19 protein-coding genes and 1 other RNA gene are annotated in these 19,275 nt (G+C 66.2%); 13 read left to right on the plus strand and 7 right to left on the minus strand.

Annotation, left to right across the window (positions count from 1 at the left end):
• The first annotated feature begins 146 nt into the window (after positions 1–146).
• The 4 genes from QFZ69_RS07245 (at position 147) to QFZ69_RS07260 (ending at position 4,082) form a co-directional block, all read left to right on the plus strand.
• Positions 147–425 carry a hypothetical protein gene (locus QFZ69_RS07245; RefSeq protein WP_306919627.1) on the plus strand — a complete coding sequence of 93 codons (279 nt, stop codon included), beginning with the start codon at positions 147–149 and terminating at the stop codon, positions 423–425.
• Between the two features lie 364 nt (positions 426–789).
• A complete protein-coding gene (locus tag QFZ69_RS07250) occupies positions 790–1,620 on the plus strand; it encodes a fumarylacetoacetate hydrolase family protein (protein ID WP_306916847.1) in 831 nt (276 codons plus the stop codon).
• A 144-nt stretch (positions 1,621–1,764) separates the two neighbouring features.
• The gene (locus QFZ69_RS07255) at positions 1,765–2,562 is read left to right on the plus strand and encodes an IclR family transcriptional regulator (RefSeq protein ID WP_306916849.1); all 798 of its coding nucleotides are present in this window, start codon (positions 1,765–1,767) and stop codon (positions 2,560–2,562) included.
• 170 nt (positions 2,563–2,732) lie between these two features.
• Positions 2,733–4,082, plus strand: coding sequence for an MFS transporter (locus QFZ69_RS07260; protein ID WP_306916851.1), 1,350 nt, complete (start codon positions 2,733–2,735; stop codon positions 4,080–4,082).
• 356 nt (positions 4,083–4,438) lie between these two features.
• Here the strand turns inward: QFZ69_RS07260 and QFZ69_RS07265 are convergent, their stop codons facing one another.
• Positions 4,439–5,503 (minus strand): D-2-hydroxyacid dehydrogenase, encoded by a 1,065-nt coding sequence (locus tag QFZ69_RS07265; protein ID WP_306916853.1) that lies wholly within the window; start codon positions 5,501–5,503, stop codon positions 4,439–4,441.
• Between the two features lie 68 nt (positions 5,504–5,571).
• Here QFZ69_RS07265 and QFZ69_RS07270 point away from each other — a divergent pair, with 68 nt between their 5' ends.
• The 3 genes from QFZ69_RS07270 to QFZ69_RS07280 are packed head-to-tail and all read left to right on the plus strand — an operon-like array spanning position 5,572 to position 8,346.
• Positions 5,572–6,501 carry an NAD(P)-dependent oxidoreductase gene (locus tag QFZ69_RS07270; protein WP_306916855.1) on the plus strand — a complete coding sequence of 310 codons (930 nt, stop codon included), beginning with the start codon at positions 5,572–5,574 and terminating at the stop codon, positions 6,499–6,501.
• Positions 6,502–6,514: 13 nt separating this feature from the next.
• Complete coding sequence (locus tag QFZ69_RS07275; protein WP_306916856.1) at positions 6,515–7,285, plus strand: SDR family oxidoreductase; 771 nt, start codon at positions 6,515–6,517, stop codon at positions 7,283–7,285.
• Entirely contained in the window at positions 7,285–8,346 is a 1,062-nt protein-coding gene (locus QFZ69_RS07280) for an L-idonate 5-dehydrogenase (RefSeq protein ID WP_306916858.1), read from the plus strand. Before QFZ69_RS07275 ends, QFZ69_RS07280 begins: the two co-directional genes overlap by 1 nt.
• Here the strand turns inward: QFZ69_RS07280 and QFZ69_RS07285 are convergent.
• Positions 8,343–9,071: a FadR/GntR family transcriptional regulator gene (locus QFZ69_RS07285; RefSeq protein WP_306916859.1), complete on the minus strand. Its 729-nt coding sequence runs from the start codon at positions 9,069–9,071 to the stop codon at positions 8,343–8,345. The genes QFZ69_RS07280 and QFZ69_RS07285 overlap by 4 nt on opposite strands.
• Positions 9,072–9,378: 307 nt before the next feature.
• Here QFZ69_RS07285 and gndA point away from each other — a divergent pair, with 307 nt between their 5' ends.
• Positions 9,379–10,815, plus strand: coding sequence for an NADP-dependent phosphogluconate dehydrogenase (gene gndA / locus QFZ69_RS07290; protein WP_306916861.1), 1,437 nt, complete (start codon positions 9,379–9,381; stop codon positions 10,813–10,815).
• 173 nt (positions 10,816–10,988) lie between these two features.
• On the opposite strand, the gene epsC is transcribed toward gndA, so the two are convergent.
• The 3 genes from epsC to msrA form a co-directional block, all read right to left on the minus strand.
• The gene (gene epsC, locus QFZ69_RS07295) at positions 10,989–11,573 is read right to left on the minus strand and encodes a serine O-acetyltransferase EpsC (protein ID WP_306916864.1); all 585 of its coding nucleotides are present in this window, start codon (positions 11,571–11,573) and stop codon (positions 10,989–10,991) included.
• 41 nt (positions 11,574–11,614) lie between these two features.
• Positions 11,615–12,550 (minus strand): cysteine synthase A, encoded by a 936-nt coding sequence (gene cysK, locus QFZ69_RS07300; RefSeq protein WP_306916867.1) that lies wholly within the window; start codon positions 12,548–12,550, stop codon positions 11,615–11,617.
• 66 nt (positions 12,551–12,616) lie between these two features.
• Entirely contained in the window at positions 12,617–13,141 is a 525-nt protein-coding gene (gene msrA / locus QFZ69_RS07305) for a peptide-methionine (S)-S-oxide reductase MsrA (RefSeq protein WP_306916868.1), read from the minus strand.
• Positions 13,142–13,217: 76 nt separating this feature from the next.
• Here msrA and QFZ69_RS07310 point away from each other — a divergent pair, with 76 nt between their 5' ends.
• Both QFZ69_RS07310 and QFZ69_RS07315 read left to right on the plus strand, forming a co-directional pair.
• Positions 13,218–14,150, plus strand: coding sequence for a Nif3-like dinuclear metal center hexameric protein (locus tag QFZ69_RS07310; RefSeq protein WP_306916870.1), 933 nt, complete (start codon positions 13,218–13,220; stop codon positions 14,148–14,150).
• A 62-nt stretch (positions 14,151–14,212) separates the two neighbouring features.
• Positions 14,213–14,950: a zinc ribbon domain-containing protein gene (locus QFZ69_RS07315; RefSeq protein ID WP_306916872.1), complete on the plus strand. Its 738-nt coding sequence runs from the start codon at positions 14,213–14,215 to the stop codon at positions 14,948–14,950.
• A gap of 6 nt (positions 14,951–14,956) precedes the next feature.
• On the opposite strand, the gene QFZ69_RS07320 is transcribed toward QFZ69_RS07315, so the two are convergent.
• On the minus strand, positions 14,957–15,715 hold the full coding sequence (locus tag QFZ69_RS07320; RefSeq protein WP_306916874.1) for a YaaA family protein: 759 nt from the start codon (positions 15,713–15,715) through the stop codon (positions 14,957–14,959).
• A gap of 80 nt (positions 15,716–15,795) precedes the next feature.
• Complete coding sequence (locus QFZ69_RS07325; protein WP_306916875.1) at positions 15,796–16,614, minus strand: slipin family protein; 819 nt, start codon at positions 16,612–16,614, stop codon at positions 15,796–15,798.
• Between the two features lie 131 nt (positions 16,615–16,745).
• On the opposite strand from QFZ69_RS07325, the gene rnpB reads away from it, so the two are divergent.
• From rnpB to QFZ69_RS07340, 3 genes are all read left to right on the plus strand, one after another.
• An RNA gene (rnpB, locus tag QFZ69_RS07330) (RNase P RNA component class A) lies at positions 16,746–17,139 on the plus strand.
• Between the two features lie 291 nt (positions 17,140–17,430).
• Positions 17,431–18,921, plus strand: a complete 1,491-nt coding sequence (locus QFZ69_RS07335) for a glyceraldehyde-3-phosphate dehydrogenase (protein ID WP_306916877.1) — start codon at positions 17,431–17,433, stop codon at positions 18,919–18,921.
• A 90-nt stretch (positions 18,922–19,011) separates the two neighbouring features.
• Complete coding sequence (locus QFZ69_RS07340; RefSeq protein ID WP_306916878.1) at positions 19,012–19,221, plus strand: hypothetical protein; 210 nt, start codon at positions 19,012–19,014, stop codon at positions 19,219–19,221.
• Positions 19,222–19,275: the final 54 nt, after the last annotated feature.

Consider the following 19,275-nt stretch of genomic DNA (forward strand, 5'->3'; position numbering starts at 1 on the left):
CCGATCTTTTGGCCGGCGATTCCCGTCTCGGCATGATATTCCCGCCCGGCGCCCGCCGGACCTGCACATCGGCGTCATTTGTTGCTCGCCGCCGTTCCACCAACAATGTCGCAGGCCCGCCATAAAGTGACGGTGTGGAACACGTGATGGTGAAGTCAGGCCCGGACGGAAGGCCGTCTGCCGTTGTCCGCGGCGGCCGGGAATGGATTGTGGGCCCCGAACCGGTCCGCTGGTTTGAGCGCGTGAGCTGGTGGGAGGCGGAGCGGAGAATGCCCAAGGGCCTAAGCCGTGTTGACGTAGAAGTGTGGCAGATTCAGGCGACCTTGGGCAGGAACCGGGGCTCGGCGTTGACCACCATGGAACTCGTCCGGGACGGGCTGGGCGGCGGCTGGCGGCTGCGGGGGGCCATAGCTGACGCCGCATAGGATCTTGCACGGCAAAGGCATCGCCTAGCCACGACCGGGCACAGCCGATCCCCGGCAGTCAAGACTATGCGATGCCAGGCAATGCCGGATCGGTGAGTGCGAAGCAGCACGGCTGAGAGTGCCCTCAATCAGGCAATGGAAAAGCCTTCCACCGCGACTATTGGGGGATGCCGCGGTGGAAGGCTTAGAAAGAATATACCTTGAAAGTCGGCGAATGTTAAACCGGCGGCAATGTTGTCCATTTCCGATTTGCCCCATTCGATGGCGTAATGGAGAGCCATTTTAGGCGCAACGCATTCGGCAACTGGAAGAGGTCGCGGCCTCCGCCTGCGCCAGGAGCAGGACCGGCACCTAGGATGACTTCATGACCGCCACTACCGCCCGCCGTATTGCCCGAGTCCGCCCTCTCGCCCATGTTGTGGCGGACGAGCAGTTTTTCGTCGCCAACGACGCATCGGAGTTCGACAGCGAAGCGGGCATGGCCTGGACGGTGATCCCTACTCCGTTCCCGGGTTCAGGGGCCAACCTCGGCAGCGTACCCCGAGATGGTTGGGAAATCGGCGACACAGTGGAACAGGTCTCATTCACCTTTTTAGCGCCAAGCGTGCCGGCCAACGTCCTGGGTATGGCGCACAATACGGGCAGGGCGGGCCGCGATCTCCCTCCGCAGGCCTTCCACAAGGCAGCGACCAGTGTTGTCGGTCCGGGGGACGCAATTGAACTGCGCCGAGGCGTGGGCCATGTTGATCCGGAAGCAGAACTAACGATCGTCGTAGGAAGCAGGGCCCGCGGACTCACGCTGGACACCGCCCGGACTGCAGTTCTGGGTTTCACCGTCGGAAACGACGTCTCGGCCAGGGACTTGCAGAAATCCGACGAACTGTGGATCAGCGCCAAAAGCCAGGACACGTTCACTCCGGTGGGGCCGTGGATCGTCACGGATCTTAACGCTGACAACCTGGCAATCGGAATCAACCACAACGGCACGGAGCTCAAGGCGGCCAGTTCCGCTGATCTGGGCTGGGGGGTGGAGGAGATCTTGGTCTACCTGACGTCCTTTATGACGCTGCACCCAGGCGACCTGGTGCTTACGGGTTTCCCCGCCGAGTGCGCGCGGATCGTTCCCGGTGACACCGTCATCTGCCACGTTGAGGGCATCGGCCAGCTGTTGAATCCGGTCGTGGCCATAGCCTGATCCCATCAGGCCCGCCAGGCACACCGGCGCCTAGGCGCCCGTTTGAGGGAGATTCTCCTCGGGAGACATTATGATGGTTACTGTTCAGCTGAATGAACAGCCTTCGAATGACAGCAACCTGTGCGCGATATCTAAAGGAGAATCATGGCCGATTCCCGAGTTCCCCGGACCGCTGACGGACTGGGGAGTGCCTCTCCCGCACCGGCAGTCACCCGCGCCGCCGCCGTGCTGGAGGCCCTGGCTTCCTCTGCAACCGGACGTCTCACCCTGAGCGACCTCGCCCGGGAGCTGGGCTTTCCGAAGTCATCAACATCGAACCTCCTGCTGGCGCTCGAGGAGGCCAGGCTGATCAACCGCCAGGGCGCCGAGTTCACTCTCGGACGCAAGCTGGTTGAACTCGGCGCGGCATACCTCAGCCGCCTCGACGAGGTGCAGGAGTTCTACCGGTTCTGTGAGCAGGCTCCGACTCTCTCGGGCGAAACGGTCCGGATCGCCATGCTGGATGGAACCAACGTCATCTATCTGGCCCGTTACGAGGGACATCCCGCTGTTCGCCTCACCTCCAACATCGGTGACAAGATGCCCGTGTCCCTCTGCGCGGTGGGTAAGGCGCTGCTGGCCCGGCTGCATGACCATGACATCGCTGAGATGTTCCCGGACGACGCCGAACTTCCGGTCTTGACTCCCAAGTCGCTCCGGACCGGCGCCGAGCTCAAGGCCCAGCTCGCCGTCATTCGCGAACAGGGCTATGCCTTCGAGGATGAGGAATCAACCACGGGAGTCGTCTGCCTGGCCGTCTCGGTCCCCACCCGCGGCGCGCACGGCCCTAGCCTCGGCCTGTCGGTAACCGCCCTGAAGGCCACCTATTCGGCAGGGCAGGGGGCCCAGATGGTGAAGGAACTGCAGGAACTGGCGCGGTCCTTGGGGAATCCCATGGGCTGAAACGGGCGCCAGACCGGAGGGGTAAGGTGCCGGAAAAATAAATCCGATTACATATTGGCCGAACCGATCACTATGTTGTACGCTGTTCAGCATAGTGATCGGCGTCTCAAGGACGTCGGTACTATCCCACCAGGCCAACGGGGGTCTGGAGTGTTCTTGAGGGAGTGCTTGTGACAACTCGTACTGATACACCGCTTGCTGAAGAGGACGGCGCCGTCGTCGATCCGGAACAGCTGCGAAGGGCAACTCTTGCCAGCTCGGTGGGCTCCGCTCTGGAGTACTACGACTTCTATATCTATGGCCTGGCTTCGGCGCTGATCTTCGGGCCCCTCTTCTTCAAGCCGCTCGGCGAGGACGGAGCCCTGATCGCATCGTTTGCCACCTACGGCGTTGGCTTCGCGGCCCGGCCGTTCGGCGGACTGATCTTCGGCTACATCGGCGACACGTTCGGCCGCAAAATGGTCCTCATCCTCACCATCGGCCTGATGGGGACCGCAAGCTTCGCCATCGGTCTGCTGCCGACGTTTGAGCAGGCGGGCATGCTGGGGGCCGTTCTGCTGGTCACTCTGCGCATCCTTCAGGGCCTCGGCGCCGGCGCGGAACAGGCGGGCGCCACCACCTTGATCTCCGAAGTCGCTCCGCGGCGCCGCCGTGGCTTCTTCGCCGCGCTGCCGTTCGTCGGTATCCAGTTGGGCACGCTGCTCGGTGCCGGAACCTTCGCCCTGATCGCCATGGCTGACAAGGCCGTCCTGGAAGGCTGGCTCTGGCGGGTGCCATTCCTGTCCAGCGTGATCCTGATTGCGGTGGCGATCTTCATCCGGCTCAGGCTGAAGGAAACACCCGTCTTCCAGGAGCTGGAAAAGCATAAGAGCGTGGTCAAGAACCCCATCGGCCAGCTGTGGAAGCACTCAAAGAAGAACGTGCTCATCGGCATTGGCCTCCGGATGGGCGAGAACGGGAATTCCTCGATCTACTCCGCCCTCCTCATCGCCTTCCTGGCTGCAAAGGACGGGGTCTTCCCGGGCGACAAGTTCATCGGTCCGGTTGGCCTCCTCATCGCCGCAGGCTTCGCCGCCATCATGGTGATCACTTTCGGTGCCCTGTCGGACCGGTATGGCCGCGTGCCCGTCTATCGCTACGGTGCCCTGTTCCAGGCCGTCATTGCCCTGCCGGCGTTCTATCTTGTGACACTCGGCAACGTGACGCTCGTCTGGATCGTCATGGTGGTGGGCATCGCCCTCGGCGTCCAGTCCATGCTCGGTCCGCAGTGCCCGCTCCTGCCCGAACTCTTCGGTTCGCAGTACCGGTTCACCGGCGTGGCCATGAGCCGCGAGCTCTCAGCCGTCATAGCTGGCGGGCTTGTTCCCCTCGTGGGTGCGGCGCTCCTGGCGGCTACGGACCACTCGTGGCTGGTGCTCGCAATCTACTCGCTGGTCCTTGCCCTCATCTCGTTTGTCACCACGTTCTTCACGCCGGAGACCGTGGGACGCGACCTCCTCCTCACGGAGGATGCGAGCTAGGCGCGCTCCTGGCTCAGCCCGCTCCCGCGGGATCCCAGGCCGTGGCCCCTTCCGCCGAGGAAGGGGCCACGGCTTTTGGCGACGCGCCTTCCCCGGCGACGCGCATCCTGCCTTGGCGACGCGGATCGTGCCTTGCGACGCGGGCCTTCCCTGGCGTCGCGCATCGTGCCTTGCGATGCCGGAATTCCGGAGTCGCCGGAGCAAAAGCGCATCGCCGGAGGAACGACGCGGCGCCGGAGTCGTGACCCGGCATCAGACAAGCGGCCCGACCCACGCAAAGGGCGGCCCCTCCATTTCGGAGAGGCCGCCCTTTGGTGCTCTTGGTGCTGGTGCTGCTGTGGAGGAAGCTGCAGGATCTAGTAGAAGTGGACCGTGTCCACGAGGTGGGGCAGCTCGCCGCCGTCGAGGAAGGTCCTCAGGTTGCTGCAGAAGCGCTCGGCGATCAGCCGGTTCTCGGCTGCGCTGAGGGCCGAGGTATGCGGGGACACCATCACCTTCGGGTGGTTCCAGAGCCGGCTGTCCTGGGGCAGCGGCTCCACGGCAAACACATCAAGGCACGCGTAGGAGACCTGCCCGTTGTCGAGGGCCTCCAGCAGTGCGTCCTCGTCCACCACGGTGCCGCGGCCCACGTTCACAAAGACGGTTCCGGGTTTCATGGCCGCGAACACTTCCCGGTTGAAGAGCCGTTCCGTGTACGGCGTGCCGGGCAACGTATTGACGACGGCGTCGGCCGAGGCCAGCAGGCCGGCGAGGCCGTCGCTGTCAGCGACTTCGTCGATACCGTCGATGGGCTCCACGGTCCGCTTGGTGCCGCTGACGGTCATGCCCAGCGCACGGGCGATCCGTGCGGTCTCGAGCCCGATCTCGCCCAGCCCCGTGATCACCAGGCGGGAGCCGCTGACCAGGCGCGTGGGGGTGCGGAGCTCGGGCCAGATCCTGGCCGCCTGGTCCTGCGCGAGTTCGGCGCTGCGCTTGAAGCCGTTGAGGATGCCGAGGGCGGCGAACTCGGCGAGCGGCAGGGCATGGACTCCCGCGGACGTGGTCACCTGGAACTTCTCCAGCGCCGCGGCGTCCAGCCCGGATGCCTTCACGGCACCGCCGGCGCCGGCGGCCATGGCATGGATCCAGCGAAGGTGCGGGTTGCTGCCGGCGACCCGGGCGAGACCCGCCGGGCTTTCATTGGGGAACCCGTAGAGGACCTCTGCGCCGTTGAGCATGTCCCAGTAGCGCTCCTCCTGCTCCGGGGTCCGGCGGAAGTCCGGATCTCCGGAGTGGTCGGCCGGGAAGCGCTCCGGCGGCAAGAGCTCGGGCTCGTAACGGACGGTAATGGAAGGATCTACTGCGCGGATGCGCTCCACAAGCTCTGCTTCGAGCGGGACCGCGATCGCGACTGTGGTTTTAGTCGTCATGGTGTTCATCATACTGAATGGAGGTTAGGATATTGAACAGATTTCTGGCATTAACCACGGCGAAGTGAGGCGAGATGGATATGGACCGGAAGGAAGCCGGCTTTGTGGGCCTGGGGCTGATGGGCTCTCCGATGGCAGCAAACCTGCTCAAGGCGGGATGGTCCGTCAGCGCCTGGAACCGCTCAGCGGCCGCACTTGATGCGTTCGAAGCCCTCGGAGGCGGACGCGCGGCCCGCGTGGAGGGGCTGCGCGACAAGCCGGTCATCATCTTCATGCTCCCGGACCTCTCCTACATCGAGGACGCCAGCGCGGCACTCCTGGCGAGCTGGTCGGCGAATCCGCCGGCCGCGGGAACCGCCGTCGTGGTGATGAGCAGCGTCTCACCGGCCGCGGTGAAGGAGTTCGGCGCCCGGGTGGAGGCGGCGAGCGGCGGAAACGCCGTCGTCGTCGACGCTCCCGTGAGCGGCGGCACGACAGGTGCCGTGGAAGGCACCCTGGCCATCATGGCTGGCGCCAGCGAAGAGGACTTCCAACGGCTGTTGCCGCTCTTCAGCGCCATGGGAACCACCGTGCGGCGGCTGGGACCGCTGGGGTCGGGATCCCTCGCGAAGGCATGCAACCAGCTCATCGTGGGAACCACGACGGCGGCACTCGCCGAAGCCGCCGAGCTCGCCGAACGGTCTGGTCTGGACGTCGCTGCCCTCTACGAGGTGCTCGCGGGCGGCCTGGCCGGCAGCAGGGTTTTGGACATCGTGGGGCCGCGTCTCGCGGCCAAGGACTACACCCCCACCGGCCCGGCGAAATTCATGCACAAGGACCTGTCCTTTGTGCTCGAAAGCGCCGCCGCCGTGAATGCCGCCGTGCCGATGACGGCGGCCGGCGTCGAACTCTATGCGGAGCTGAAGCGCCAGGGCCTGGGGGACCAGGACCTGGCCGTCGTGCGGGACACAATCGCGAATCTCAGCGACAACGAGGCATCCCGTTACTACACAGCAGCCAAGACCAAGTGAGGACCAGCGAACGATGAGCGGACTTTTTGACCTGACGGGCCGGACTGCCCTGATCACCGGCTCCAGCCGGGGGATAGGCAACGCCCTGGCGCGGGCCCTCGCCGATGCAGGCGCCACGGTAGTGCTCAACGGCATCAACGCGGAACGGCTCAAGGCCGCCGAAGCCGCCATGGCAGCGGACTACCCGCCCGGCCGGGTCCACAGCTGTGCCTTCGACGTCACGATCGACGCCGAGGCGGCCCGTGGCGTGGCCTGGGTGGAGGAGAACGTAGGACCGCTGGAAATCCTGGTGAACAACGCCGGAATCCAGCACCGCGTCCCCATGCTGGAGCTGGACGTCGCGGACTGGGAACGCGTGATCTCCACGGACCTGACCAGTGCGTTCCTCGTGGGCCGGGAAGCGGCCCGGCGCATGATCCCGCGCGGCCGGGGCAAGATCATCAACATCTGCTCGGTCCAGACGGACCTGGCCCGGCCGACCATCGCACCCTACGTTGCGGCCAAAGGCGGCCTGAGGAACCTGACCCGGGCCATGACGGCGGAATGGGCCGGCTCCGGCCTGCAGATCAACGGCATCGCACCCGGCTATATCCACACCGAGATGACGCAGAACCTCGTGGACGACGAGGAGTTCAACTCCTGGATCCTCGGCCGGACACCCGCGCACCGGTGGGGGACCGTGCAGGACCTGGCCGGTCCGGCGGTGTGGCTCGCGTCCGACGGCTCGGATTTCGTCAACGGACAGACCATCTTCATCGACGGCGGAATGACGGTGGTGGTGTGATGGGCGGCGGCACGGAACTTCCGGCCACGTCGGCCGCCGTCGTGGCCCACGCAGCGGGGGATCTCCGGATCGAGGACATCCCGGTGCCCGCACCGGCGTCCGACGAGGCGGTTCTCGAAGTGGCGTTCGGCGGCATCTGCGGCTCGGACCTGCACTACTGGCTGCACGGCGCTGCGGGCGAATCCGTCCTCAAGGCGCCGATGGTCCTGGGCCACGAGATCGTCGGAACCGTGCTGCTGGCGGCCGCGGACGGAACGGGACCGGCGGCCGGCACCCCTGTCGCCGTCCATCCCGCCACCCCGGGTCCGGGCGCGGCCCGGTATCCCGCAGACCGGCCCAACCTCTCACCCGGCTGCACGTACCTGGGCAGCGCCGCACGCTTCCCCCACACGGATGGCGCCTTCAGCCGGTACGCGACGCTGCCGGCCCGGATGCTCCGTCCCCTGCCCGCAGGCCTTCCGCTCCGGACCGCAGCCCTGGTTGAACCGGCCAGCGTGGCCTGGCACGCCGTCGCACGGGCGGGAGACGTGGCCGGAAAGACGGCCCTGGTGATCGGCAGCGGCCCCATCGGCTCCTTGGCCGTTGCCGTCCTCAAACGTGCGGGGGCACAGCGGATCGTGGCGGTGGACATGCACGCCCAACCGCTGGAAATAGCCCGGGCCGTGGGTGCCGACGAGGTCCTGAGGGGCGACGATGCCGACGCCATTGCGGCGGTGGAGGCAGACGTTGTGATCGAGTCCTCCGGAAGCCATCACGGCCTGGCCTCGGCCATCAAGGGTGCGGTCCGCGGCGGCAAGGTGGTGATGGTGGGGCTCCTGCCGTCGGGCCCGCAGCCTGTCCTGATCTCGCTGGCGATCACCCGCGAGCTGGAGCTCCTGGGTTCTTTCCGCTTCAACGACGAAATTGATGAGGTCATTGGTGCGCTCGCTGACGGATCGCTGTCCGTGGATCCGGTGGTCACCCACACGTTTCCGCTGGACCGGGGGTTGGAAGCCTTCGAGGTGGCCGGGAACTCTGCCGGGTCCGGAAAGGTGCTGCTGGACTTCAGGCCCGGGCGCTAGCGGCGCTGGAGCGGAACGAACACCCGGGGCTGGTTCTTCCAGCCGGGTTCCATCTCCGAGATGGTCGCGCGCATGATCCGGTTCGACGCTTCCCAGGCCGCGGCAGCATTGCCGGCGGCAATCGCTTCGGCCACGTCCACATGCCATTGCAGGGCCGCTTCCCGGGGGTGGTCCGGCATCAGGCCGTGGACGGTGCGCCCGGTCAAGGTTTCAGCCACCTGGCCGACCATATTGGCGAACATCTCGTTGCCGGAACCGGTCAGCAACAGCGAATGGAAGTGGATGTCCAGCTCCAGGAATCGCGGCACATCGCCGGCCTGGCCGGCGTCGCGCATCGCGTGCGAAACCTGCACGAGTTCGCGCCGCAGCTCCTCGGGGGCATTGACCGCCGCAAGCTCTGCGGCCACGGGCTCGACGGCGGCGCGCAGCTCGGCGAGCGAGCGCAGCTGGCCCCCGCGTCCCTCGCCGGCAAGCCGCCAGCGGATGACGAGGGGATCAAAGGGGTTCCAGCGGTCGGCCGGCAGGACCCGGATCCCGACCCGCTTGGTGGTTTCGACCAGACCCAGGGACTGCAGGACGCGGACGGCCTCCCGCACGACGGAGCGGGAGACTTTGAGTTCATTTTCAAGCTGCTCGGCCAGCATGACATGACCCGCCGGGAGTTCACCTGCGACGATGCGGGCGCCCAGATGTTCGATGGCACGGTGGTGGAGGCTGGTTGGCATAGTCGTAAGCATAATGCTGCCCGTGCCCGCCACGGACGTGCACCGGCCTGGTGGTGAACCACGTTGTATCCGCGGTCCGCCCGAGGTTCCGCCCGGCGCTCCGCCCACGTTCCGGTCCGGACGCAGAGCGGGCGCCGGTAATCATAGACTGTTTGTGACGCGCCGTTATTCCGCCACGTGGGCACTGCTTTCCCGTAGCCCGCGGAAATACATATGGTTTATAGACAGCCACTGTTCCCAAGAAGCGTGTTCCGCAAATCGTGCGGGACGATCTGCACTCGTTGCACAGAAATGAATTGGAGTTTTGATGTCAGCACACATCGGTGTCACCGGCCTTGCGGTGATGGGGGCCAACCTCGCCCGGAACCTGGCCCGGAACGGCTTCACCGTTGCCCTGCACAACCGGTCCGTCGAGAAGACCGACGCGCTCCTGGCCAGGTACGGCCAGGACGGCGACTTCGTCCGCACGGAGACGCTCCAGGAACTCGTTGATTCCCTGGAGAAGCCGCGCCGGGTGCTGATCATGGTTAAGGCCGGCGCTCCGGTCGATTCCGTGATCGAGCAGCTCGAGCCGCTGCTGGAGGCGGGCGATATCATCATCGACGCCGGCAACTCGCACTACGAGGACACCCGCCGCCGCGAAGCCGCGCTCGCCAAGAAGGACCTGCACTTCGTCGGCATCGGCGTCTCCGGCGGCGAGGAAGGAGCCCTCAACGGCCCCTCGATCATGCCCGGCGGCTCCAAGGAGTCCTATGCGGCCCTGGGTCCGCTGCTGGAGAAGATCGCCGCGCACGTCGACGGCAAGCCCTGCTGCGCCTGGATCGGCACCGACGGCGCCGGCCACTTCGTGAAGATGGTCCACAACGGCATCGAGTACGCGGACATGCAGGTCATCGGCGAAGCCTTCGACCTGCTCCGCTCCGGCGCGGGGATCGAACCGGCCGAGCAGGCGAAGATCTTCGAGGAGTGGAACAAGGGCGACCTGGCCTCGTTCCTGATCGAGATCTCCGCCGAGGTCCTCGGGCACGTCGACGCGAAGACCGGCAAGCCGTTCGTCGACGTCGTCGTGGACGCCGCGGGCCAGAAGGGCACCGGCCGCTGGACGGTCATTTCCGCCCTCGAACTCGGCTCCCCGGTGTCGGGCATCGCCGAATCCGTCTTTGCCCGCGCCCTGTCCTCCCAGACGGAGCAGCGCAAGCTGGCCCAGGAACTCCTGGCCGGTGCCGAAGCCGACGTCGACGTCCCGGAAACCTTCGTCGAGGACGTCCGCCAGGCGCTCTACGCCTCCAAGCTGGTCTCCTACGCCCAGGGACTGGACATGCTCACCTCCGCGGCCACGGAATACGGCTGGGACCTGAAGCTCGATGAGATCGCCTCGCTCTGGCGCGGCGGCTGCATCATCCGTGCAGAACTGCTCAAGGAAATCACCTTGGCCTACGCCCTGGAGGACAAGCCGGCCAACCTGCTCTTCGCCCCGGCCTTCACCAAGGCCATTGCCGACGTCCTCCCGGCCTGGCGCCGGGTGGTCTCCACGGCGGTCCAGCTGGGCATCCCGGTGCCGGTGTTCTCCTCCTCACTGGCCTACTACGACGGGCTGCGCCGCAAGCGTCTTCCGGCCGCGGTGATCCAGGGCCAGCGGGATCTCTTCGGCGCCCACACCTACGGCCGGATTGATGCCGGCGGCACGTTCCACACCCTCTGGGGCGAGGACAAGTCCGAGATCGAGGCCGTGGACACGCACTAGTCCCAGCCACCGTCCGACACGAACGGCCGGCGCTTCCCGAGACTCGGGGGCGCCGGCCGTTCGTGTTTCCGGCTCTGTTCTGCCTGAGGAATTCGAGCCACGCCCCAGGCCGTAGCGTTTGTCACCGAGGCGTCCACCGGCCGGCGCGCTTGCGCACGCCGCCCTGCGGACCACTAGATGTGGTAGTCGATGAGGTACTCGGCCGGGTCGACGGCGGCCTTGGTCTCACGCTGCGCATCGCGGTGGCGCCAGACGGCCGGCACGCCGGTGACGATCGATTCGGCGGGGGCGTCCTTGACGACGACGGCGTTCGCGCCCACGGCGCTGTCCCGGCCGATGGTGATCGGTCCCAGGATTTTGGCCCCGGCTCCGATCACCACGCGGTCCTCGATGGTGGGGTGCCGTTTGATCTTGGCCAGGGAGCGTCCGCCGAGGGTCACACCGTGGTACATCATGACGTCCTCGCCGATCTCGGCGGTCTCGCCGATCACGACTCCCATGCCGTGGTCGATGAAGAAGCGCCTGCCGATGGTGGCCCCGGGGTGGATCTCGATTCCGGTGAGGAAGCGGGCCAGCTGGGAGACCAGCCGTGCGGGGAAGCGCAGGGCAGGGTTTTGCCACATCCGGTGCGTCAGGCGGTGAAACCAGATCGCATGCAGGCCGGAGTAGGCGAAGAAGTTCTCAAATGAGCCTCGAGCCGCCGGGTCGTGTGACCGGGCGGCGTCGAGGTCTTCCTTAAGTCTTGCGAAAAAGCTCACAAAGACCTTTCTACCGGAATCGTGGGAGGGCGGGGCGGTGCTCAGCCGCGGATGTCGTCGTACAGCACGGTGGAGATGTAGCGCTCCCCGAAGTCGCACACGACGGCGACAATGAGTTTGCCGGCGTTCTCCGGGCGCTTGGCGAGCTCCAGGGCTCCCCAGACGATCGCGCCGGAAGAGATGCCGCCCAGGATGCCTTCCTGCACGCCGAGTTCGCGTGCGACGCGGACGGAGTCCTCCAGGGTGGCGTCCAGGACCTCGTCGTAGACGTTCGTGTCGAGGATCTCCGGGATGAAGTTGGCGCCGATGCCCTGGATCTTGTGCGGACCCGGCGCCCCGCCGTTCAGGATTGCGGAGTCCTTCGGCTCGACCGCGACGATCTGGACGTCGGGGTTGCGTTCCTTCAGGACCTGGCCGACGCCCGTGACGGTTCCGCCGGTGCCGATGCCGGCGACGAAGATGTCCACCTTGCCGTCGGTGTCAGTCCAGATTTCTTCCGCCGTGGTGGTGCGGTGGATCTCCGGGTTGGCCTCATTGGCGAACTGCTGGGCCCAGATGGAGTTCTCCGTGTTGGTGACAATCTCCTGGGCCTTCTCGACGGCGCCGCGCATGCCCTCGGAGCCGGGGGTGAGCACGATCTCGGCGCCGTAGGCGCGCAGCATGACCCGGCGTTCGGTGGACATGGTCTCCGGCATCGTCAGGATGACCTTGTAGCCGCGGGCCGCGCCCACCATGGCCAGGGCGATGCCGGTGTTGCCGGAGGTGCCTTCGACGATGGTGCCGCCGGGCTTGAGCGCGCCGGACTTTTCGGCGGCGTCAACGATCGCGACGCCGATGCGGTCCTTGACGCTGTTGGCGGGATTGTAGAACTCCAGCTTGACGGCAACCGTGGCGTCCAGCCCTTCGGTGAGCCGGTTCAACCGGACCAGCGGGGTGCCGCCAACCAGCTGGGTAACATCGTCATAGATCCGTGCCATGGGTATGTGTGCCTGTCTGCAGAAGGGAATACTGGGGTCAGCCTAACGAGGGCCCGCCGGGGCTAGCTAAGCATTAAGCCATGCAGAGTAATATTTCCTGGCCTTGGCGAGCTTCGGGTTGATGATCACCTGGCAGTAGCCCTGTTCCGGGTACTTGGCGTAGAAGTCCTGGTGCATGGCTTCCGCCACGTGGAACTTCGAGGCCCGGGTCACCTCGGTCACGATCGGGCGGGACCACAGCGCCTGGTTGCGCTCGATTGCTTCCTCAAAGAGGATCTTCTCCTCGGTCGTCTCGTAGAACATCGAGGAGCGGTACTGCGTCCCGACGTCGTAGCCCTGCCGGTTGGGCGTGGTGGGGTCGTGGAGTGCGAAGAACATGTCCAGGATGACCTCCGCCGGGATCACCTCCTCGTCGAACGTCACCGCCACCACCTCGGCATGTCCCGTGGTTCCGGAGCACACGGAGTAGTAGTCGGGGTAGCGGTCATGGCCTCCGGTGTAGCCCGAAACGACGGAGCCGACACCCTTGGTTTTCTGGTAGACGGCGTCGAGGCACCAGAAGCAGCCTCCGCCGAGGACAAAAGTTCTCATGCTCTCTTCAATGGTTGAAGCCCCCCGATGATTCCCGGGCCCGGTCCCCGGCGCGCCGATAGGGTAAAAATGGGGTATGGAACCTGTAAACACCGACGTTTCAGACGGCCCTGCCAAAGGCAGGAACACTGACAGCACCACCGGAGACGGGGCGGAAGAAACCTCCGGGCCGCCCACGCTGGGCGCGATCCTGCTGGCCGTGGAAGAGCTCTGGCCTGAATCGCTTGCCGAGGAATGGGATGAGGTGGGCCTCGTGGCAGGACACCCTTCGGCCCCGGTGAGCAGGATCCTCTTCGCCGTCGATCCGACCCTCGAGGTCATCGAAGAGGCCGTCGAGTGGGGTGCGGGGCTGTTGATCACGCACCATCCGCTGTTGCTCAAGGGCGTGACGTCGGTCGCCGCGACCACTGCCAAGGGCCGGGCTGTGCACCGGCTGATCGAGTCCGGCACCGGGCTCCTGACGGTACACACCAACGGTGATTCCGCCGTCGGCGGCGTGTCCGATGTCCTTGCCGATGCACTCGGCCTGCAGAACGTCGCCCCGCTGACCCCGGCGGCGGCCGGCCTGCCCGAAGAGGGGATCGGACGGGTCGGAGACCTCGAGGAAGTCCTCACGCTGGGCGACTTCGCCGCCCGTGTCTTTGGCATCCTGCCGGCGGTTGCCGGCGGTGTGCGGGTGTCCGGGGACCGGGACGGTCTGGTCCGTCGCGTTGCCGTCTGCGGCGGGGCCGGTGACTCCCTCTTCGGCGAGGTCCGGGCCAGCAATGCCGACGTCTACCTGACTGCCGATCTGCGGCACCATCCGGCGTCGGAAGCCCGCGAGGCCGCCGTCAACGACAGGCCCTACCTGATCGACGTTTCGCACTTCGCCAGCGAGTGGCTGTGGCTGCCCGCCGCCGCGGCGGCCCTCGGCAATGTCCTCACCGACCAGGGGCACGACGTCGAGATCCGGGTCAGCGCCACCAACAGCGACCCCTGGGACTTCATTCTGACTCCGGGCGGGGACTAGAGTCTAGGGAGCGCCGTTCAGGTGCCCGGCTAAACGCCGGAAGGGAACAAACGGAGGTAATAGTGGCCAAGGCAGCACCGGCGGAACAGTTGAAGTTGCTCGAATTGCAGGGATTTGATGCCAAACTCAAGTCCTTGTCCAACCGCCGCCGAAGCCTTGAAAGCGACTCCCGGATCACCGACCTCGAGGCTGCCCTTGGGGTGGCCAACGGGGAGCTGGGTGCCGCGAAAGTGGCCGTCCACGATGCCGAGCTCGAGCTCAAGCGCGCCGAAGCCGACGTGGAACAGGTTGCGTCCCGGATTGAACGCGACGAGGCGAGGCTGAACAGCGGCACCGGCCTGTCGAAGGATCTGGTGGCCCTGCAGAAGGACCTCGTCTCCCTCAACAAGCGCCGCTCCGACCTCGAAGATGTCGAACTCGAGGTCCTGGAGCGGCTGGACTCGCTGCGCCTCCGCCAGGCCGCGCAGCAGCAGATCGTCGATGACATCCAGGGATCCTTCGGCGTCATCCGCGCGGAACTGGACGAGCAGCTGGCCGAGATCGCCGCCGAGGCCACGGTGGTGCGCGGCAAGCGTGCCGCCTTCGCTGACGGACTGGACGCCGGCCTGCTCGCGGTCTACGAGAAGACCCTGGCCAAGCGCGGCGTCGGTGCCGCCCGGCTCTTCCACGGCACTTCGGAAGGTTCCGGCATGCACCTGAGCCCGGGCGACCTGGCCGAGATCAAGGCCGCGGCCGAGGACGACATCGTGTTCTGCCCGGATTCCGGCTGCATCCTGGTCCGCTCCGCCGAGTGGGCGTAGCCGCCGCTACAGGATGATGTTGAGGGCGTGCGGCTTCCGGGCCGTGCCCTCGACGAGTTCCGCGGTCCACTTCTCGGCCGCCGCCCGCTGCAGCTGGAGGGGCGTCGCCGGGGCCTTGCCCCGGCGCGTCAGCAGATGGCGCGCCAGCTCCCCGCGGGTGTGCTTGGCGAAGTGGCTGACCACCTTGCGGACCCCGTCGACTTCGCTGAACACGTTGACCGCGACAGTCTGCGGCGCCGGGGGAGTCCACGCCGCCGCGTAGGTGCTGGAGCGGCAGTCCACCAACAGCTCACCCTCCGCCGCGGCCAGCAGCGCCTCGTTGAGGTGCGGTTTCCAGAACGAGGCCAGCCGTCCGACGTCGGGAAGCGCGGTGCCCATCGAGAGCCGGTACGCCGGTACCCGGTCCCCGAAGCGGATGGCGCCCCAGAGCGCGGAAACGACCAGGACCGCCGCCTCCGCCTTCTTCCGCTGCACCGGAGTCAGGGAGTCATAGCCCAGCGCGTCGTAGAGCACACCGGAATAGACCTGATGGGCGGGCGCCGCGGGCTCGGCGTGCAGCCGGGTATTACGTTCGACGTCGGCGCGCAGCGAGGCGCCGACACCCAGGAGGGCGAGCGCGTCCTCGTGGGCGCTGACCGTGCCGAGGGCGTCGAGCACTTTCGCCCGGTAGCTGTTGAGTCCGGGGAAGCTCAGGGAGGCCCAGTCGACGGCGTCTCCACCAACGGCGGGAGTCTTGCCTTCGGAGGGCGGCAGCAGAATCAGCACCGTCCAATCTTACCGGCGCCTCTGCGTCCGGCGGCGCCGGTGGTGCTCTGCTCAGTCCAGGTGCCGGCCTGGCATCGTGGCTAGGCAGCCTTCACCGGGGAAGCCTGGGTGGCGGCGGCCTGCGCGGCCTGGTTTTCGCGCGACAGGAAGGCGGACAGCTCGCCGATGGTACTCATCAACGGTGCGGGGAAGACCACTGTCGAGTTGTTGTCCACCGCGATTTCCACCAACGACTGCAGGTTGCGCAGCTGCAGCGCCAGAGGGTGTGCCATCATCGTGTCCGATGCCTGGCCCAGCGCCGTGGCGGCGATGGCCTCGCCTTCGGCGGCGATGATCTTGGCCCGCTTCTCCCGCTCGGCCTCCGCTTGCTTGGCCATCGCCCTCTTCATGCCGTCGGGAAGCTGGATGTCCTTGAGCTCCACGAGCGTAACCTCGACGCCCCACGCCAGCGTGAGGGCGTCGAGGATTTCGCGGATATCGCTGTTGATGCGCTGCGTCTCGGACAGTGTCTGGTCGAGGCTGTGACGGCCGACCACTTTCCGCAGCGTGGTCTGGGCGATCTGGTTGATCGCGGCGGCCACGTTCTCGATCGCGACCACGGATTTCACCGCATCGATGACACGGTAGTAGGCCACCGCCGAGATGTCGACGCTCACGTTGTCCTGGGTGATGATGCCCTGCGACTGGATCGGCATGGTCACGATCCGCAGGCTGACGAGGTGAAGCTTGTCAATCACGGGGATGATGAAGCGCAACCCCGGAAACCGCACGCCAACCACCCTCCCCAGCCGGAACAGGACGCCCTGTTCGTACTGCCGCACGATCCGGATCGACATCCTGGCCAGCACGAGCACCACAACCACGACCACGATCAGCACGATGATGGCGGTGAGATCCATCGGATCACTTCCCTTGCGCACCCGGAAACCGGGGAACGGGCTGCCCCCGGTCCTGCTTCCATTCTCCCACCGGAGCACCCGTTTGGCTCCGGCGACGGCCGCTCTCCCGGGACCGTAGAATGGACAGCGGATGGGTTGACCAGGCGGCCGCGCGTCACGCAAGTGGCTCGAGGAACGTCCGGGCTCCGCAGGGCAGGGTGGTGGGTAACGCCCACTCGGGGTAACCCGCAGGCCAGTGCCACAGAGAACAGACCGCCTGCGTGCCGTGGGTGCTAGCACACGCGGCAGGGCAGGTAAGGGTGAAACGGTGGTGTAAGAGACCACCAGCTTCCCGGGTGACCGGGAAGGCTAGGTAAACCCCACCCGGAGCAAGGCCAGACAGGACACGTTTGAGGGCTGCTCGCCCGAGTGTCCGGGTAGGCCGCTGGAGGGCGTCGGCAACGGCGTCCGTAGATGGATGGTCGCTACTCCCGCGCTGGTAACGGCGCGGGAACACAGAACCCGGCGTATCGGTCAACCCATCCACCCGCCACGGCTCCCACGTCGTGGGAGTACCCTCCGCCCAGGGCACACCGCGCCTATGTGAGTGATTTCACGCCGCCCCGGCTACGTGGCGACCGGGTGCCGACCTAGAATGGATAGCGAACGTAGAAGTTCTGCCACCGGGTCTGCGTTCGCAGCCGGTGGTTTTTCTTTGCGGCACATGCGGTTGCCGGGGTGGACCGAATCCCCGGCGACGCCCAGGTTCCGGATACCATCCGGCGGCCGACTTCCATATACGAGGACGTATGTGGTGGATTCTAGGAAGGTAATTCTGTGAGCCAGACGTCAGATTCTTGTCTTGATACGTGGATGGGCCGTGAGGCGCTCGCCGAGGCCATGATCCCGGTGATCGGCCGGCTGTACCGCGAGAACAACGTGGTGACCTCCATCCACGGCCGCAGCCTCATCAACAAGTCCACCATGAACATCCTCAAGGCGCACCGTTTCGCCCGCCGGATGAGCAAGGAGGAGCTACGCCTCGAGGAGACCGCCCCGCTGCTGGACGCGCTGACCAAGCTGGACCTCGGCGCGGCAGCCATCGACATCGCGCGCCTCACCGAGAAGTACCGCGCAGAGGGCGGCGGCGTCAGCCTCGATGAGTTCCTCCGTGAGGAACTCGCCGAAGTTGTCGGCAAGCGCGGCGGCGACGACCGCACCAGCACCGACGTCGTCCTCTACGGCTTCGGCCGCATCGGCCGGCTCCTGGCCCGCCTCCTGATCGAAAAGGCCGGTGGCGGCCACGGCCTGCGGCTCCGCGCAATCGTGGTCCGCCGCGGCTCGGACAACGACCTGGCCAAGCGCGCCAGCCTGCTGCGCCGCGACTCGGTCCATGGCTCCTTTGAAGGCACCATCAAGGTGGACCTCGAGAACGACACGATCACCGCCAACGGCGTGCAGATCCAGGTCATCTACTCGGACAACCCCGCCACGGTTGACTACGCCGCCTACGGCATCCGCGACGCACTGGTCGTCGACAACACCGGCCGCTGGCGCGACGCCGAGGGCCTGTCCCAGCACCTGCAGAGCAAGGGCGTTTCCCGCGTGCTCCTCACCGCTCCGGGCAAGGGCGAACTGAAGAACATCGTGCACGGCATCAACCACGCGTCGATCACTGACTCGGACAGGATCGTCTCCGCGGCTTCCTGCACCACCAACGCCATCACCCCCGTCCTGAAGGCGATCAACGACCGCTACGGTGTGGTGCACGGCCACGTGGAGACCGTCCACTCCTTCACCAATGACCAGAACCTGATCGACAACTTCCACAAGGGCGACCGCCGCGGGCGTTCCGCCGCCCTGAACATGGTGATCACCGAGACGGGTGCCGCAAAGGCCGTGGCGAAGGCCCTGCCGGAACTCCTCGGCAAACTTACCGGAAGCTCCATCCGGGTCCCCACCCCGGACGTGTCCCTGGCAATCCTTAACCTCAGCCTGGAAAACGGCACCACCAAGGATGAGGTCAACGACTACCTGCGGGAGATGTCGCTGCACTCGGAGCTGCGGAAGCAGGTCGACTACATCGATTCACCCGAAGTTGTCTCCACCGACTTCGTCGGCTCCCGCCGCTCAGGCATCGTCGACGGCCTGGCCACGATCTCCAACGACAAGAACCTCGTCCTTTACGTCTGGTACGACAACGAGTTCGGCTACAGCTGCCAGGTTGTCCGTGTCATGGAGGAAATGGCGGGCGTGAACCCGCCGACGTTCCCCGCGAAGGATGCGGCCTCGCTCCTGGCAGCCGCCGGTCTGCCGGCCGAGGTCTGACACCATGGCACGCCCCTGACCGGGACGTTTTTGTGCCCTTTCCCGGCCGATCCTCTGGAATCAGCCGGGAAAGGCACCCACAATGGAGCCATGGAACAGAACTCGGTTGTGGACCACGAAACCACCCTTGAACGCGCCCTGGACATCGCCCGCCGGAACGCCAAGGAAGCAAAACGACTCCTTGACGATGCCCTCGCCAAACGGGACGCCGGAGAGATCGACGACGCAAGGGTCAAGCAGCTCGAGGACTTGATGACCATTGCCAATGAAGACCTGGTGCGGGTGACCAGGGAGCAGTAGCCCCGGGCGGGCTTTTTGTTCCTGCAACGCCGCCACCCGCCCTCCACACTGTGG

This window comes from Arthrobacter sp. V1I7 (genome assembly GCF_030817015.1).
Classification (GTDB): domain Bacteria; phylum Actinomycetota; class Actinomycetes; order Actinomycetales; family Micrococcaceae; genus Arthrobacter.